The following is a 15,448-nucleotide window of genomic DNA, read 5'->3' as shown; positions in this document are numbered from 1 at the left end:
ATCGGTTCAAACGTAAGTGAACCATAGGTAACTATACTCATTTTGATGTCTTCACTGCTTTGCGATGAAGACTCAACGAAAGAGCAAATTGCTCCACAACTTTGCTTAGAATAACCGCTAGGACACCATTATGATTATCTCAGCTTCTACTGACTACCGCGCTGCCGCGAAAGCCAAGCTTCCCCCGTTTCTATTCCATTATATTGATGGCGGCTCTTACGACGAACGCACGCTGAAGCGTAATACTGACGATTTAGGTGATGTCGCTCTTCGCCAACGCGTCCTACGCGATATGACAGATTTGAGCCTCGAAACCGAGATCTTCGGTGAGAAACTGGCAATGCCAATCGCGCTAGCTCCTGTTGGTCTAACTGGTATGTACGCGCGCCGAGGCGAGGTGCAAGCAGCAAAAGCAGCCGAGAAAAAAGGCATCCCATTTACTATGTCAACTGTTTCGGTTTGTCCGATTGAAGAAGTCGCACCTTCAATTGAACGTCCAATGTGGTTCCAGCTTTACGTGCTTAAAGATCGTGGCTTTATGAAAAACGTACTTGAGCGTGCAAAAGCAGCAGGCGTAACAACGCTGGTGTTTACCGTTGATATGCCAGTTCCTGGCGCACGTTACCGTGACATGCACTCAGGTATGAGTGGCCCTAACGCGGCCATGCGTCGTGTATTCCAGGCGATGCGCCACCCAAGCTGGGCGCTGGATGTGGGTCTACTTGGTAAACCGCACGACTTAGGTAACATCTCAACTTATCGTGGCGAACCAACAAAGCTAGAAGATTACATCGGCTGGTTAGGCGCAAACTTCGATCCTTCTATCTCCTGGAAAGATCTTGAGTGGATTCGTGATTTTTGGGATGGTCCAATGGTTATCAAAGGCATTCTAGATGAAGAAGACGCGAAAGATGCGGTACGTTTCGGCGCAGATGGCATTGTGGTATCTAACCATGGTGGCCGTCAGTTAGATGGCGTACTTTCAAGTGCTAAAGCACTACCAAGCATTGCGGATGCGGTAAAAGGTGATCTTAAGATCTTCGTAGACTCTGGTATTCGTACTGGTCTTGATGTCGTTCGTATGCTCGCACTTGGTGCAGACTGTACGCTTCTTGGCCGTTCATTTGTGTACGCATTGGCAGCACAAGGCGGAGCAGGCGTTGAAAATCTACTGGATCTGTACGATAAAGAAATGCGTGTAGCAATGACGCTGACTGGAGCTAAGTCTATCGCGGATCTTTCACGCGATTCGCTAGTGAAAATCCCATAATCTTTGCGAGCGAGCAAAACAGAAACGAAAAAACGAGCCAACAGTGGCTCGTTTTTTATTGCTCTTCAACCCGATAATTTGACGAGCAAGCTAGCTAACTTGGTGAACGTACTCGATCACGACTTGGTTTCCGTCGATAAACACGTTACTGATATCACCATCCACCGTCACACGATTTTGTAAATAAACGGTACCAGATGCAGATAGATCACGCTCCGTCAAAGACGGAATCACCTGACCAGGACGTACATGTAGCTGCTCGCATAGCTGTTTTACAAAACCTAGCGTCAGTGGAGAATTACCACGTAACAAGCCAGAAAACTCGTGTAGACTCAAACCAAGGCGCTTAGCCATTTCCATTTGAGTGATGTGCATTTTGGCTTTTTGTGACATCCAGATGTCGTAGAGCGCGTTTCGATCCAGCTCTGTAAATTCCATATCTGCCTCCGCTAATTCAAGAGCCAATACACTCTCACACTTACTTAAGATAAATGTTAGCGATAAGTCAGAGAAGTTATAATTGATCGTCCAAATATCAACCCTCAATCATTGGTAGCGTACCTCTGAACATGCATGAGGCGGTCGCTCAACAGAACATTGAGGTGACTCTCTTGTCATCGGAAGGAAAAGTCCATCTCGGACGGTTTAGACATAAGTAAATGATTTAAAGGAAATCACTGGGGTGAAGGAGTAATATCTGCTACCTTTCCTTCCATGGTTCACTAGAAATAAGTTACATATGCCACTGTGGTTTACCGAATTACAAAGCTACATTGAAACGTCTCATCAAAATTGGAGTGGAAGCGTCCTTTTCATTACGCTCGCTAGCTTTATAGCTTGGATAACTTGGCGGCTGATCCGCTCTCGCCTCGCTGCGCTCGTAGAGAAAACGCCCTTCCACTGGGATGACATGTTGCTTGATGCGCTAAAAGCGCCAGTCAGTACACTCATTTGGTGTTGGCCAGCAACCGTCTCTATCGGCATCATATTAGAGAGCGAGCTCAACGATAAAATAAACTGGTTAAGTACGCTGAAACTGATTTTAATCATCAGCATCTTCGTATGGACCGTTATGCGGCTCATTACCAATGTTGAAGAGCATGTTCTCGAACAAAAGAACCGAGATGAAACAACAGTACAAGCGATAGCTAAGGTCGCGCGCCTGTTCTTTATTACCGTCGGAATTCTAACCGTAATGCAGGCATTTGGTCTGTCACTATCGGGCCTACTTACCTTCGGTGGTGTTGGTGGTTTGATCGTCGGTTTAGCGGCGAAGGATTTGCTGTCTAACTTTTTTGGAGGTCTTATGATCTACTTCGATCGTCCATTTAAAGTTGGCGATTGGATCCGTTCTCCAGACCGACAAATAGAGGGGACGGTAGAACGCATTGGCTGGCGTATGACCATTATCCGAACTTTCGATAAGCGTCCACTGTATGTGCCAAACTCAGTGTTTAGCAGCATTGTCGTAGAAAACCCATCTCGCATGCTGAACCGACGTATCTACGAAAAAATTGGACTTCGTTACGACGATGCTGAAAAAATGCCGCAAATTATCACCGCGGTAAAAGAAATGCTGAAAAATCACAAAGACATTGATGCACGCCAAACACTTATCGTCAACTTCGATACATTCGGTCCATCATCATTGCACTTCTTTATCTATACCTTTACTAAAACCGTGAATTGGGTGAGATACCATGAGGTTAAGCAGGACATACTGCTTAAGGTAATCAACATCATTAAAGAACACGATGCAGATATCGCGTTCCCTACTCAGACGCTTAAGCTTGATCCTATACAAATGGTAAAAGCGGAAGAGCAAGAAGATCACGGCTTCTAGTTTTCACCAATACCCAAATAACCAAGCCCGCTATGTTTAAGCGGGCTTTTTATTTTTCTTCGCATGAAGTGGTTATTGTTGCGTTAACACCATACGTGCATTCAGCGGTTGGATTGGGCGATTGTTTTTCCCCATTACTTCCGAAAAAGATTTTATCTGCTCAGGAGAAATAGTTTGTGCTTCTTTCATCACGAACCAACGTACACCTTCAGAGCATGGCGGTGTCGTTAGTGAGCCGTTAAAGCGGTAGTAGTCTTTATCACTTGGGATAAGGGCATCAGCATCAAATGGAACCTTGATGGTAACATCTTGATCTTTAGTTGGAATGTTAGCTAGCATCTTAGCTAGATCTGGGTTCGCGTCACCCAGTTTAAAGAACACCGCGACAACAGCTAGATGACCTACTTTGTCGGCATGCACAAAGTGTGCTTCTAGAGGGTATTCTTTACCGTCCACATGGTTTTCAGATGGCGTATGGAAGTGGAACTGTTTCAACGTAAACTCTTTACCATCAATGGTGAGTGTGTTTTTACCTTCTAAACCAGTCTGTAAAGTGTGACCGTTGTTCAGCAGTGAAATTGCCTTACCTTCGTAGTCGAAATTCAATTTTTCTAGCTTCGCTTCGGTCGCCGATTCAATGTTGATTGGGCTCTGGTTTTGACCTTTTGCGCACTCAGATGCAAACTCACCCCAATGAGCTGGCCCATGGTTTCCCTCGTAGCCCCAGCTTGCTGCATAAGCTGTTCCTGTAAATACCAGTGCCAAACCTAATGTTGTTAGTGACTTCTTCATCATTTTCCTTATTTCTGAAAGTTAAATTCCGTGAGAATAAAGCCATACTAATCTCACAAAATTAAGCAGTGACAGAGTGAAAACTATGATTACAAAAAATTTTTGGAATAGAAGCCTCTAATGATGTAATTGACATGATGCTCAAAATTGAACGTCAACGATTATTGAATCGGTGTAAGTACCTGCAGGAGGGGTCGTTTGGCTGGTTAGTATCTGCGCGCGATAATTATAATTCTGTGGAGTGATACCATCCGGAATGGAGCCGCCAGTATCGACGTCACCGTGTTCACGACGTTCAGAACTGGTGCCTCCCCAGCGCTCCATCGTTGATGACTTATAGATTTCATACTCCAAATAGTGACCACTAGAAATCATTCGCCGCTGACCGCCGGACGCATTTAGGCCGTCATTCAAGCCAATGGAGAAGGAACTATTCTTGGTACAAGTTAACGATATAACCTGACTGACTGGTTCAAAACCGGCCACTAATGGGGACGAACCAAAGTCAATATCTGGCGCCGTGATCATACAATCAGGGGTCACTTCTAACTCAACCGTAATCACGCTTTGAGCGCTGCCATTGGCGCGGCCAATGCATACCCCTAGAACCCCGATACCCTTACAGTAATCCCAAATCCAGGATACGGTGATTTGGTCTTTATAAGTCCCAGCGGAAAGATTACTACCCACTCCCGTCCGAGCATAAAGCGGAAACTCAGCTTGAGTGCCAAACAACCCGAGTAAATAGAGTAACCCGATTTCAAAAAAATTGTAAGTTTGGCCGAATACATACTCTTGTGAAAGACCTGGATCGCCAAAAATCTGATAGCTGAGCTCCGAACTCGGATCATCCTCATTTAATAGCAAACCATTATTTATACTGTTAAACGTTGCTGATACGTAGTCGCCACTTAACAAAGACACAAGTGTAGAAAAGTCACACGTAATCCCCGCATGAGGCTGAGCTGAGCTTTGCTGCTGAGAGCTTGAAACAGTAAACGAAGAAACATTGCCAAACAAGATTAAAGGTGTTGCCGCCGTGAGCTGACAAGCCATTGTCGAGCACGAGAAAAAGAGAAGTAGGCTAGCAAACCAGCTGCGCAAAATCATAGTGCGGTCTCTTCTTCGGCTTTGATACAAACCTGCTCAGGCAATGTTTGTATTTTTTGACTGTCACGCTGATACAACCCCTCAATAAACACTTTACATGGCGACTGTCCTTGAGGATAAAACTGAATATAGCGGCCTAGGTCAACGCCTTCAAAGTACGTAAAACCATCCCAACCAATTTGGCTTGTTAAGCCCGTTTCTGAGCGGCCATATGTACCAATCGGAAGGAACAAATGATTTTCGTCTACCACCGTCATGCTCAGTGCAATTTGTAGCTCTATTGGGAACTCTAACAGGTAGCCGTAGCCCGAATGTATCGAAGCAAACTGCTCTGTCTCAGAAAACGCAGCATTGGCTGGTAAATTAAGTGGATCGATTTCATATTTGGCGGTGTAATACGCCGTAGCCCAAGGAACAAGTAAGTAACCTTCATCGTCTGTCACTCCGACAATTTGATTCTCATATTTAACCGGAATACCTTCAAAACCACTGGTGCTCACTACCGCAAAGCTGTCATACACTTCATTCGCTGGGAATATTTCTCCATCCAACGTAGAGACTGAACCTGCCATTTCCGCAAAATAATCATAGTCGCCACTGGTGCCATTTAACCCCGCTCTGAACTGCGCCCATGACGCACGGTAGGTCAAATCGGCCTGTTTACGGTTTTCTGGGTCCTCGTTAATATCATGCGCTAAATTGACGCCCCACCCACCTCGTATTGGCGCAAGGCGGCTGTAACCCACTCGCCCTCTAACATCGCCATCATCCTCTCTTTTCAGCGTTAACCCCGAACTTCCCCCCAAAGAACTGAAAGGTAGAGAGAATTGCGCCAGCGTAACACTCTGACCACCAATACTATGGTTGTAAGAAAGGGACATATTGATATTAAAAGGCAGAGCGTAGCTATAAGTAAGATTTAGGGTACGTGAATCTGAGTCGGATTGTTGAATATCAAAGTACCCACCAGAAAGTGAGCCCCAATCTCCCAAACGGACTCCCATATTGATTTGTGATAGATGGCGCGACGCGAGTGAAGCGTCCTTGCCTTCATCGAGCATTTCGTAATTTGGTAAATGAGATAAGGTATAAAAGTCGGCTTGTTCTACTTGAGTTCGAGCAGCGAAGCTAAACAACCGAGACTGATAACTATAACCTAGCGCATATGAGGTAGATTGATCCTGAAAATTACTCACACGAAACGAGGCATCCACCGTACCCAAGTTGAAAGCATTGGTGACAAAGCCCAGCCCCGCAACGATCAGGTCGTCTTTTGCTTCGGCTTGAGCTTCTAATGTTAACCAGTCAGTCATGCCATGACGCAGAGCGGTAACCACGCCACCGTCTCCATAGTCGTTAGATGCATTACCGAAATTTTCTCTGATCGCACCAATACTCGCACTGTAAGATGTAAATCCGGTCTTCAGTAGATCGGAAGAGAGAAAAAATGGGCTGGTCATGACCGTTTGCTTACCTTGAGCATCCGTTGCAATTACCGTTGCTTCCCCAGCACCAGAGAGCATTGGAATATCGTTAATAATGAAAGGACCGGGCCCAACATTCATTGAGTCAGTTTTAAAGCCATTGATAAACAAATCTAACGTAGTGGGCGCTGTGACCTCACCGTAAAATGCAGGTAACGGCGTCGTCACGACATCCGGACGCATAGAGAAATCATGCGACAACTGAATACCCGCCAGTCTTACTGGTTGGCTCCAAGATAAAGGGCGAACAATATAGTCCCCTACCTCCATACGAATTCGCTTCTCTTGATTGACGTACTCGTAACTCGTATCAAAACGAGTGTACTGGCTGCTTTGCTGGGACTGAACATCGCGATGAAAGTTAGATTTAAATATCCCGGTAGTAGAAAAAACGCCAAACTCAGAAAAGGCTCTGACTTCATGATTTATAGAAACCTCCTTTTGTCGGCTTTCGTTCTCGTACACACCAAATACGTTGTAGTTAAGCAGGCCACCACGCCCAAACTGAGCCGGGGAAAATCGCCCCATATCCTGCGCTGATAAGCTCTGCATCGGTAACCAATTAGGCGGTACGTCAATTGTAAGTTGCAATGACGATTGCAAGTAACGCACGTTAACTCCTGGGATAGACGTAACCTCAAGTCTCTCTTCAGTTCCAGGCAACGACTTGGCGGTAACCCCAACTGAAATGAGGTCCTCCCGGAGCAAAAAGAACTGATCGCCAACTCGCTCAACTTTCGCAACAAGCCCGGTTGCTCTTTGATTGATCACCAACTCCAGATTGAGGCTAATATTCTCAAACTTTTCTAATGAGAAATTTTCAGGACTCGGTAGCTCAGAGAAGTGGTTTGCTGAATTTGCACAAAGACCAATACTGCTCCACGTTACGCTAAGTAATACCAACCAAAAGAAAGCATTCATTGTATTAAATCTATTCATTATTGCTTCAATGGTATTTGGTAACGTTTACCTCCAATATTCGCGCTCAAACTCAAGGGTCTGACATTACTATGGGGAATAGACCAAACCTTATACTGTTCAGGAAGAATATAGCCAGCTAGTCCATCGGAAATAACGACAGGATCTTTATTTGGTAGATTCAACTGTAAATTCACTAAGCGAACATGGTGTTTTCCTGAATTTTTAATGTGAACAAAACGCTGATTATTTTTCTTAATAAACTGTGCCTGTAAATCACCCCATAATTCACTGTCACGGTTTGGTTTTTGAGTATCAGTCAGCCCTTTCCCGTAAATAAACAAAGGTATCGAGTAACGCATTCGGACTTTTACAGCGAGTTCATTTTCCGTCAATTCTGTTTGAGGGTTTTGAGTTGGCGGTAATTCATCTATGATCACTCGGTATGCATACTCCTTACCCGCAGAGGCCTCATCTTGGTTGATGATGCGGATTAACTGCTTTTCACCTGGTTCAATTTTGACAAACGGAGGGGTTGCAATTAACTGGCTTTGACTTGAATAACTATCTTCTCCTTCGTTTTGTTCCCACTTAAAAATTCTCACCTGTAAATAAGAATCAACACTGCCTTTATTTACCATCCAAAGTGATGTTGCATTACTCTCCTCTGATATTTTGGGGTAAATCGGCCAAATTAATAATGAGTTAGCATTGGCATTTGAGAAAAAAACAAAAAGGAAGGTTATTAATAATAGTTTTTTGAGTATGAATTCCATTTCACCCCTCCAAAGTTCACTTACCACTCTAATGTCAGCGTAAGCGTATCCATATAAATTCCAGCCATTTCATTCCCATTTATTGTCGCCTTTGCCCAGATAGGAAACTGAATATTATCTGGGTCTTGGTCGGTATCGACGGAATATTGCGTGTCAATATCAAGCACCTGCGTATAATTTAGATCCTGAAACAAAAAGTAATCTACCGTTGTCGCTTCTTCACTGTGCTTTAGCTTACGTACACCGTCCGATGCATTCATCCCGCCATTTACGGAAACATTCATCGTAATACCCGGAGTACAACTTAATGTGAGTGATGAACTGTAAGTGATGCTGCCTTGTACTTCCGTCGCGTAAACTGAAGAATGCTCACCAAAATCTAACGTGCCTATTTGCCCGGCTTGGGTTGCGCTTTCTTCTTGTACTACGCCGTTAATCAAACAACCTGTATCTACGGTGGCAGACACCTGAAAAGTTTGTGTCGCATCAGCCAGCACAGTTAAAGAGCACAAACTCATCGCGACAAGTGAAAAGCCCCTAACAACCAGCGTCACGTTTTACCAGCTTAGCGTCACACTGATGGTATCGGAGTATGTACCGGCAATGCTGCTCGTACCGTAAGCTTTCGCAAAAAGCTCAATAGTTTGCGATGTTGCACTAGTAAATTCAGACAGAGCTACCGTCCCGCCTTGTATAATTTGTGTGCTTCGGTCTGAGTCGGTAAACAACGTATAATCAATAAATTGCGCGCCATTTGACATCGCATAGGTACCAACGGTCGCACTTGCATCATACAATCCGGTGCCCAATGTAAACGTCGGTGTCACACCGTTACTACAAAGCACTTCAATACCCGTCGCACTACCACCATTTACCACACCATCTTGTTCACTGAAGATTGCAGGCACGTCTCCAAAGGCGAGTGAGCCAAAGCCAACGCCAGAAGCTGCATCTACCGCATTATTTCCATTAATCACACAACCTTGTACAAGGTTAATTGAAACATCAATCGTACCGCTCACTGACGCTCCACTCGCTTGCCAACTAAATGAGGTTAAGAGCAGAGGCATCATCAGATAAAATCTTTTCATATAAAGCTCCATTTTTACATTCCACTGTATATCGGTAACCTTTTTATTAGTTATAGCTCAATTATGACAAACCAAATGCATATAAAATGTAAAACAATAAAAAGAAGCAGGATAAGGATAAAGACGAACAGCAAATAAAAATATTAAACTTAAAAGTGACGATTTTTAAGCATGTAATGCTAAATAATAACCACCAAAAACAAATGGTTATTATCTTGTTCCAAATATAGAATCGACAATGAGTTAGAAGGTAGGGTGAAGTTGAGTGGAAAAAATCTAAAAAAGTAGCAGAACGATACGAGAAGTTTAGAAAAGATTGGCGACCATTTCTTCCCGAAACAAAAATCTTCATGAAACAAAAATGCGCCCCAAAAAGGAGCGCATTTCTTACTTGAATAAGTTATTCCCAATCAAGAATAACTTTGCCTGACATACCGCTGCGCATTACATCGAAGCCTTCTTGGAAGTCATCAATCTTGTAGTGGTGCGTGATGATTGGCGATAGATCCAGACCAGATTGGATCAGTGAAGCCATCTTGTACCAAGTTTCGAACATTTCGCGACCGTAGATACCTTTGATCACCAAGCCTTTGAAGATAACTTGGTTCCAGTCGATACCCATGTCTGACGGTGGAATACCTAGTAGTGCAATGCGACCACCGTGGTTCATTGTGGTTAGCATTGAGTTGAATGCTGCTGGGTTACCAGACATTTCTAGACCAACGTCGAAGCCTTCTGTCATGCCTAGCTCAGCCATTACGTCTTCTAGCTTCTCTTCAGCCACGTTTACTGCGCGTGTTACACCCATCTTACGAGCAAGTTCTAGACGGTATTCGTTCACGTCTGTGATCACTACGTGGCGAGCACCAACGTGCTTTGCTACTGCCGCTGCCATGATACCGATTGGGCCAGCACCTGTGATAAGCACGTCTTCGCCTACTAGGTCGAAAGAAAGTGCTGTGTGTACTGCGTTACCAAACGGGTCAAAGATAGACGCTAGATCGTCAGAGATGCCTTCAGGGATCTTGAACGCATTGAACGCTGGGATCACTAGGTATTCTGCGAATGCACCTTCGCGGTTAACGCCCACACCAATCGTGTTACGACATAGGTGAGTACGGCCGCCACGACAGTTACGACAATGACCACACGTGATGTGACCTTCGCCAGATACGCGGTCACCGATTTCAAAGCCACGAACTTCCTGACCAATCGCAACCACTTCACCCACGTATTCGTGACCGACAACCATAGGCACTGGAATTGTCTTTTGTGACCATTCGTCCCAGTTGTAGATGTGTACGTCTGTACCACAGATAGCGGTTTTCTTAATTTTGATCAGAATGTCGTTATGGCCAACTTCAGGTTTATCAACCTCAGTCATCCAGATGCCTTCTTCAGGCTTTAGCTTTGATAATGCTTTAATTTTCATAATGTAACCTTAATTAAAGGCCCTATTGTCTAAGGCCTAGAATCTTAAATAAGACCCATGTCCTTACCAACTTGGATGAACGCGTCGATTGCACGGTCTAGTTGCTCGCGAGAGTGCGCCGCAGACATTTGAGTACGGATACGTGCTTGACCTTTTGGTACTACAGGGAATGAGAAGCCGATTACGTAGATGCCTTTCTCCAGCGCACGCTCTGCAAATTCTGCTGCTACTTTTGCGTCGCCAAGCATGATTGGGATGATTGCGTGGTCAGCACCACCCATTGTGAAACCAGCGTCTTCCATACGAGTACGGAAGTGTGCTGCGTTTTCCCATAGACGATCACGTAGGTCACCGCTCTCTTCTAGTAGATCTAGAACGCGGATAGAAGCGCTTACGATTGCTGGTGCAACAGAGTTAGAGAATAGGTATGGACGAGAACGCTGACGTAGCCAGTCAATCACTTCCGCTTTACCAGATGTGTAACCGCCTGAAGCGCCGCCCATTGCTTTGCCTAGCGTACCAGTGATGATGTCGATACGGTCAACCACGTTGTGGTGCTCGTGCGTACCTGCACCTGTTTTGCCCATGAAGCCAACAGCGTGAGAGTCATCAACCATAGTCAACGCGCCGTACTTCTCTGCTAGGTCACAGATAGCCGGAAGGTTTGCTACTACGCCGTCCATTGAGAACACACCGTCCGTTACGATAAGAATGTGGCGAGCACCTGCTTCTTTCGCAGCGATCAGTTGTTGTTCTAGCTCTTCCATGTTGTTGTTTGAGTAGCGGAAACGCATTGCTTTACATAGACGAACACCGTCAATGATTGACGCGTGGTTTAAAGCGTCAGAGATGATTGCGTCTTCTTTGCCTAGAATAGTTTCAAATAGGCCCGCGTTTGCGTCGAAACATGATGTGTAAAGAATCGTATCTTCTTTACCTAGGAACTTAGAAAGCTTCTGCTCAAGCTCTTTGTGGATGTCTTGCGTACCACAGATAAAACGTACTGAAGCCATACCAAAGCCGTGCTCGTCCATGCCTGCTTTACCCGCTTCGATAAGTGCCGGGTGGTTAGCAAGACCAAGGTAGTTGTTCGCACAGAAGTTTAGTACTTCTTCACCAGTAGAGATTTTAACAGCCGCTTGCTGTTGAGACGTAATGACACGCTCTGATTTGTAAAGGCCTTCCGCCTTTACTTCTTCGATTTGCTGCTGAATCTGTTGGTAGAATGCAGAAGACATTTGAAATTCCTTCCTAGTTATTTTGGCGAGTATTTACTCGTTTAGAATTAGGCTTAGCCTTTATGTGACGGGCGTCACGGGCTATCACTCATCAATTAATTGTAGTGTAATTCAAGGAAGGAGGAAGGATTATACCTTAAGGTGGAAAAGCATTAATGAATCCTAGGCACAAATTCAATTAATGCTTTTCTATGAGGTTGTTATAAAAGGAATTATAGCCAGGTAGGCTTAGCCAAAAGTGCTTCAAAGTCCTTAGCAGGTAATGGTCGGCTATAGTGGAAACCTTGTCCGAACTCACAGTTTAGGTTTTTCAGGTAATCCACATGACGCTGTTCTTCGATGCCTTCTGCGACGATCTTAAGATCCAGCGCTTTCGCCATTGCTATGATTACGTTGACAAGCTCGCGGTCTGAGTCGTTCTCGAACATATTTTGCATAAAGCTACGATCAATTTTTAAGCGGTCGAACGGAAACTTCTGCAAGTAACTCAGCGCAGAATAACCAGTACCAAAATCATCAATAGTAAGTTTGGTGCCTAACGCTCGTAAGTTATTAAGCATGTCTAATAGCTCAGAATCGTGATTGAAGAGGAGACTTTCTGTCACTTCAATATCGAACTTATCTGACGGAAGACCAGACTCCTCAAGGCTGTGTTTAATAAACGTAAGTAAGCGCTCGCAGTACCTAAATTGAACACTAGAAAAGTTTACAGAAACAAACAACGGAGTCAGACTCTGCCATTGTGCCGCTTGTCGACACGCTTGTTGAATAGCAAACTCACCAATTTGATGAATTAAACCATTTTTCTCTGCAATAGAGATAAACTCTTCAGGGTTTACGAATCCGTACTTGTCATCATTCCAACGCATTAGCGCTTCTGCCCCTACGATTTTACCACTACTCAGCTCAATAATTGGCTGATAATACAGCTCTAACAACTGATTGGAGATCGCACTTCTCAGACGATTTTCCAAATCTAAGTAGCGTTGCAAGTCTTGGTTCATATTATGGTTATAAAAACAAAAGCCATCACGCCCATCTTGTTTCGCCCGATACATTGCCATATCTGCACATGCAAGAAGCTGCTCAGCGTTGTCTCCGTCATCCGGGAACACAGACATTCCGACGCTGCTACTCAAGAAGAATTCATGGTTGTTCCAAACAAACGGATCGTTAAACGCCGAAAGCACACTTGAAGCAACTCGCTTTGCAGTATCATTATCAGGCAAATCAGGGATGACGAGTAAAAACTCATCCCCACCAATTCTCGCCAATAAGTCTGTTTTTCTCGCGACTTGATACAGTCGCTGAGCACTGAGTTTAAGGATTTCATCCCCAACAAAGTGTCCCATTGAATCGTTAATCTGCTTGAAGTGGTCTAAGTCGATGAACATCACCAAAACTTTAGACCCACTACGCGATGCCCTAATTAACTCCAAAGCCAATCGCTCGGAACCATAACTACGATTAGGCAAATTAGTTAATGTGTCATATTTAGCTTGGAAGGCGAGTTCTTTTTCAGACGCTTTTCGACGTTCAATTTCGTTCGTTAATTTTTTATTCTGTTGAGAAAGAATATCTTTACGCTTTTTTTCTTCCTCAAGCTTAATTTTCAATTCAATCCTATTATTGTTCGTGATGAATGCATAACATAAAGCAATGACGATCATAACGGCCAGAATACTCAAACCAATAATAAAGAGCCGTGATGTAAATATATCTCGTTCACTCAAAGGCTCGAACCACGCCATCAATTTGAAGTGATGTTTATCCACAGGCACTTCAAAGTAAATTTTTCCGTCTACAGCCTCAGAAACGAAATAATTCTCATCCTTATTGTGAGAAGGTGTTTTATTTATGGTATCCCATACAACCATTTCCACGTCTTTTATTTTTAGCACCATTCGGCTATAACTATCTTCGTGTTCTTGGTTAGTAAGTTGGTCAATAACAATATTCTTATTAAGATCGGCAATTAAAAAGGCAACAGGCTTTCCGGAGAACTTAACTTGCTTAATGACTTGAATGCGAACGTCATCATTGTATCGCGTCGCGCAAACCTCTTCGGGATGCCCGTGTTGAGTCATTAAGGTTTGTATGTCCATCTTATGCTCGGCAAGGTTTTCGGAGCCTGTGGTGACAATGGTGACTCCATCACTGCCGACCAGCGTGAGCTTTTTATAGATTTGGCTGCTATTAATTAGCTTACTGTCTATCTTCTCATCGAAGCGACGCTTTAAATTAATTAAACTGGCACCTAACCCATACTCCATTGACATTCCAGAAGCTAAATTACCAAAGAATGTTTGTATTGTTTTATCTGTAGCTAGATTATCAACATCTTCACTCGCTATGGTAAATAAATTATCGAGTGTGCTTGCATAACTTTTAACTTTTAAATCTAGTTCTCTGTATTGAGATTCTTTTAACTTATTTTGACCTACGCTAGTCACAGTAATAAGCATAGCTAAGTAAATTGAAACTAATATTGCGCTTATTGTAATAAATCTTTTACTGGAAAATTTTTTAACGGCCTTATTCATCGGACTTTCTTTTTATCTTCTATAAAGTAATCGTTATAAAAGTAGTAAATAGATGGATAGTATTTTTTTACTAGTTTTTCGTATGAACCGTCTTTTTTTATCGAGTCTAAATAACGATCAAATGCTTTGCGTAATTCAGGGGAATTTTTACGGAATGCAACAGCCATTTTTTGATTTTCAGATATAGGGCCAATGACTTTTATTTCACCCGGCCATTTTTCGAGGGCAATTAGCGTATCCGCAACATCTAATAATGTGCTTTCCGCATCATTTTTCATTATCGCTGGAACCATCTCATTAAGGAGACGCGCCCCATCAGGTAATATAACTTTTGCACCTGTGTCATATAAGTCATAAAGGTTAGGATCCAAGCAAGAATGTTCTAAAGCTAACACTTCGCGACCATCGATCAGCTGCTTGACGTTTTTAACATCTTCATCGACCGACCCACTTGGTTTAATCGGGTTCAGACTAGAGTCGGATCTGGAAACCAACCATACACCTGAAGGAAAATAATCTTGTGAAAAATCGACAACCTCAGAGCGCCAATCAAGAATAGTAACGCCATTTGCGATCAAATCGCCTTCAATTGGAACACTTTCTCCGACAACAGCCTGCTTGTTGTGATATTGCACATTTTGCCCTGTCAACTTACCAACCACGTCGCTCCACTGTGCTGGAACATACTGGTACTGAACACCTAACGACTTGGCAAAACCTTTTATTATCTCTACATCCAAGCCAGTCAAAGTTTCCACTTCACCTTGTTCAATATAGGAGACAAAGTTAGCGTACGGGACACCAATGTGACGCAGTACACCGCGTTCACGGATTTGTTGTAAATCGTCTGACCAAGCGGCAGACGACGCAACAGAGGTAACCATGAGCGCCACCGTCGCTAAAGTTCTTTTGAATGTTATGACTGACATAATAATATCCTTACCTTTCACA

13 protein-coding genes are annotated in these 15,448 nt (G+C 43.8%); 2 read left to right on the top strand and 11 right to left on the bottom strand.

Annotation, left to right across the window (positions count from 1 at the left end; genetic code table 11):
* Window positions 1–130: 130 nt before the first annotated feature.
* Window positions 131–1,270, top strand: coding sequence for an FMN-dependent L-lactate dehydrogenase LldD (gene lldD / locus R7Q11_RS04280; RefSeq protein ID WP_158155471.1), 1,140 nt, complete (start codon window positions 131–133; stop codon window positions 1,268–1,270).
* Between the two features lie 90 nt (window positions 1,271–1,360).
* Here the strand turns inward: lldD and R7Q11_RS04275 are convergent, their stop codons facing one another.
* Window positions 1,361–1,708 carry a helix-turn-helix domain-containing protein gene (locus R7Q11_RS04275; RefSeq protein WP_005375109.1) on the bottom strand — a complete coding sequence of 116 codons (348 nt, stop codon included), beginning with the start codon at window positions 1,706–1,708 and terminating at the stop codon, window positions 1,361–1,363.
* A 301-nt stretch (window positions 1,709–2,009) separates the two neighbouring features.
* Here R7Q11_RS04275 and R7Q11_RS04270 point away from each other — a divergent pair, with 301 nt between their 5' ends.
* Window positions 2,010–3,113, top strand: coding sequence for a mechanosensitive ion channel family protein (locus R7Q11_RS04270; RefSeq protein WP_225466220.1), 1,104 nt, complete (start codon window positions 2,010–2,012; stop codon window positions 3,111–3,113).
* A gap of 72 nt (window positions 3,114–3,185) precedes the next feature.
* Here the strand turns inward: R7Q11_RS04270 and R7Q11_RS04265 are convergent, their stop codons facing one another.
* The 10 genes from R7Q11_RS04265 to R7Q11_RS04220 form a co-directional block, all read right to left on the bottom strand.
* On the bottom strand, window positions 3,186–3,905 hold the full coding sequence (locus R7Q11_RS04265) for a carbonic anhydrase (RefSeq protein WP_042521660.1): 720 nt from the start codon (window positions 3,903–3,905) through the stop codon (window positions 3,186–3,188).
* A 141-nt stretch (window positions 3,906–4,046) separates the two neighbouring features.
* Window positions 4,047–5,015: a spore coat U domain-containing protein gene (locus R7Q11_RS04260; RefSeq protein WP_225466219.1), complete on the bottom strand. Its 969-nt coding sequence runs from the start codon at window positions 5,013–5,015 to the stop codon at window positions 4,047–4,049.
* Window positions 5,012–7,438, bottom strand: coding sequence for a fimbria/pilus outer membrane usher protein (locus R7Q11_RS04255; protein ID WP_373920830.1), 2,427 nt, complete (start codon window positions 7,436–7,438; stop codon window positions 5,012–5,014). Before R7Q11_RS04255 ends, R7Q11_RS04260 begins: the two co-directional genes overlap by 4 nt.
* Window positions 7,438–8,193, bottom strand: coding sequence for a molecular chaperone (locus R7Q11_RS04250; RefSeq protein ID WP_025768578.1), 756 nt, complete (start codon window positions 8,191–8,193; stop codon window positions 7,438–7,440). Before R7Q11_RS04250 ends, R7Q11_RS04255 begins: the two co-directional genes overlap by 1 nt.
* A 20-nt stretch (window positions 8,194–8,213) precedes the next feature.
* On the bottom strand, window positions 8,214–8,711 hold the full coding sequence (locus tag R7Q11_RS04245; protein ID WP_033906710.1) for a spore coat U domain-containing protein: 498 nt from the start codon (window positions 8,709–8,711) through the stop codon (window positions 8,214–8,216).
* Between the two features lie 39 nt (window positions 8,712–8,750).
* Complete coding sequence (locus tag R7Q11_RS04240) at window positions 8,751–9,296, bottom strand: spore coat U domain-containing protein (protein WP_005375099.1); 546 nt, start codon at window positions 9,294–9,296, stop codon at window positions 8,751–8,753.
* Between the two features lie 388 nt (window positions 9,297–9,684).
* On the bottom strand, window positions 9,685–10,716 hold the full coding sequence (tdh, locus tag R7Q11_RS04235) for an L-threonine 3-dehydrogenase (protein WP_005383983.1): 1,032 nt from the start codon (window positions 10,714–10,716) through the stop codon (window positions 9,685–9,687).
* Between the two features lie 44 nt (window positions 10,717–10,760).
* Complete coding sequence (locus tag R7Q11_RS04230; RefSeq protein WP_005375095.1) at window positions 10,761–11,954, bottom strand: glycine C-acetyltransferase; 1,194 nt, start codon at window positions 11,952–11,954, stop codon at window positions 10,761–10,763.
* A 212-nt stretch (window positions 11,955–12,166) separates the two neighbouring features.
* A complete protein-coding gene (locus tag R7Q11_RS04225) occupies window positions 12,167–14,497 on the bottom strand; it encodes a putative bifunctional diguanylate cyclase/phosphodiesterase (protein WP_005375094.1) in 2,331 nt (776 codons plus the stop codon).
* Window positions 14,494–15,426: a transporter substrate-binding domain-containing protein gene (locus R7Q11_RS04220; protein WP_225466218.1), complete on the bottom strand. Its 933-nt coding sequence runs from the start codon at window positions 15,424–15,426 to the stop codon at window positions 14,494–14,496. Before R7Q11_RS04220 ends, R7Q11_RS04225 begins: the two co-directional genes overlap by 4 nt.
* Window positions 15,427–15,448: the final 22 nt, after the last annotated feature.

It is taken from the genome of Vibrio sp. 970, assembly GCF_033339075.1.
Note: the sequence above shows the minus strand (reverse complement) of the source record. Positions and strands in the feature narration are given on the sequence as shown.

Coding starts and splice junctions, on each gene's coding strand:
- R7Q11_RS04265 (WP_042521660.1), bottom strand. CDS start 3,905: ATGAAGAAGTCACTAACAACATTAGGTTTGGCACTGGTATTTACAGGA.
- R7Q11_RS04240 (WP_005375099.1), bottom strand. CDS start 9,296: ATGGAGCTTTATATGAAAAGATTTTATCTGATGATGCCTCTGCTCTTA.
- tdh (WP_005383983.1), bottom strand. CDS start 10,716: ATGAAAATTAAAGCATTATCAAAGCTAAAGCCTGAAGAAGGCATCTGG.
- R7Q11_RS04275 (WP_005375109.1), bottom strand. CDS start 1,708: ATGGAATTTACAGAGCTGGATCGAAACGCGCTCTACGACATCTGGATG.
- R7Q11_RS04260 (WP_225466219.1), bottom strand. CDS start 5,015: ATGATTTTGCGCAGCTGGTTTGCTAGCCTACTTCTCTTTTTCTCGTGC.
- R7Q11_RS04250 (WP_025768578.1), bottom strand. CDS start 8,193: ATGGAATTCATACTCAAAAAACTATTATTAATAACCTTCCTTTTTGTT.
- R7Q11_RS04225 (WP_005375094.1), bottom strand. CDS start 14,497: ATGAATAAGGCCGTTAAAAAATTTTCCAGTAAAAGATTTATTACAATA.
- R7Q11_RS04220 (WP_225466218.1), bottom strand. CDS start 15,426: ATGTCAGTCATAACATTCAAAAGAACTTTAGCGACGGTGGCGCTCATG.
- R7Q11_RS04245 (WP_033906710.1), bottom strand. CDS start 8,711: ATGAGTTTGTGCTCTTTAACTGTGCTGGCTGATGCGACACAAACTTTT.
- R7Q11_RS04255 (WP_373920830.1), bottom strand. CDS start 7,438: ATGAATAGATTTAATACAATGAATGCTTTCTTTTGGTTGGTATTACTT.
- R7Q11_RS04230 (WP_005375095.1), bottom strand. CDS start 11,954: ATGTCTTCTGCATTCTACCAACAGATTCAGCAGCAAATCGAAGAAGTA.
- lldD (WP_158155471.1), top strand. CDS start 131: ATGATTATCTCAGCTTCTACTGACTACCGCGCTGCCGCGAAAGCCAAG.
- R7Q11_RS04270 (WP_225466220.1), top strand. CDS start 2,010: ATGCCACTGTGGTTTACCGAATTACAAAGCTACATTGAAACGTCTCAT.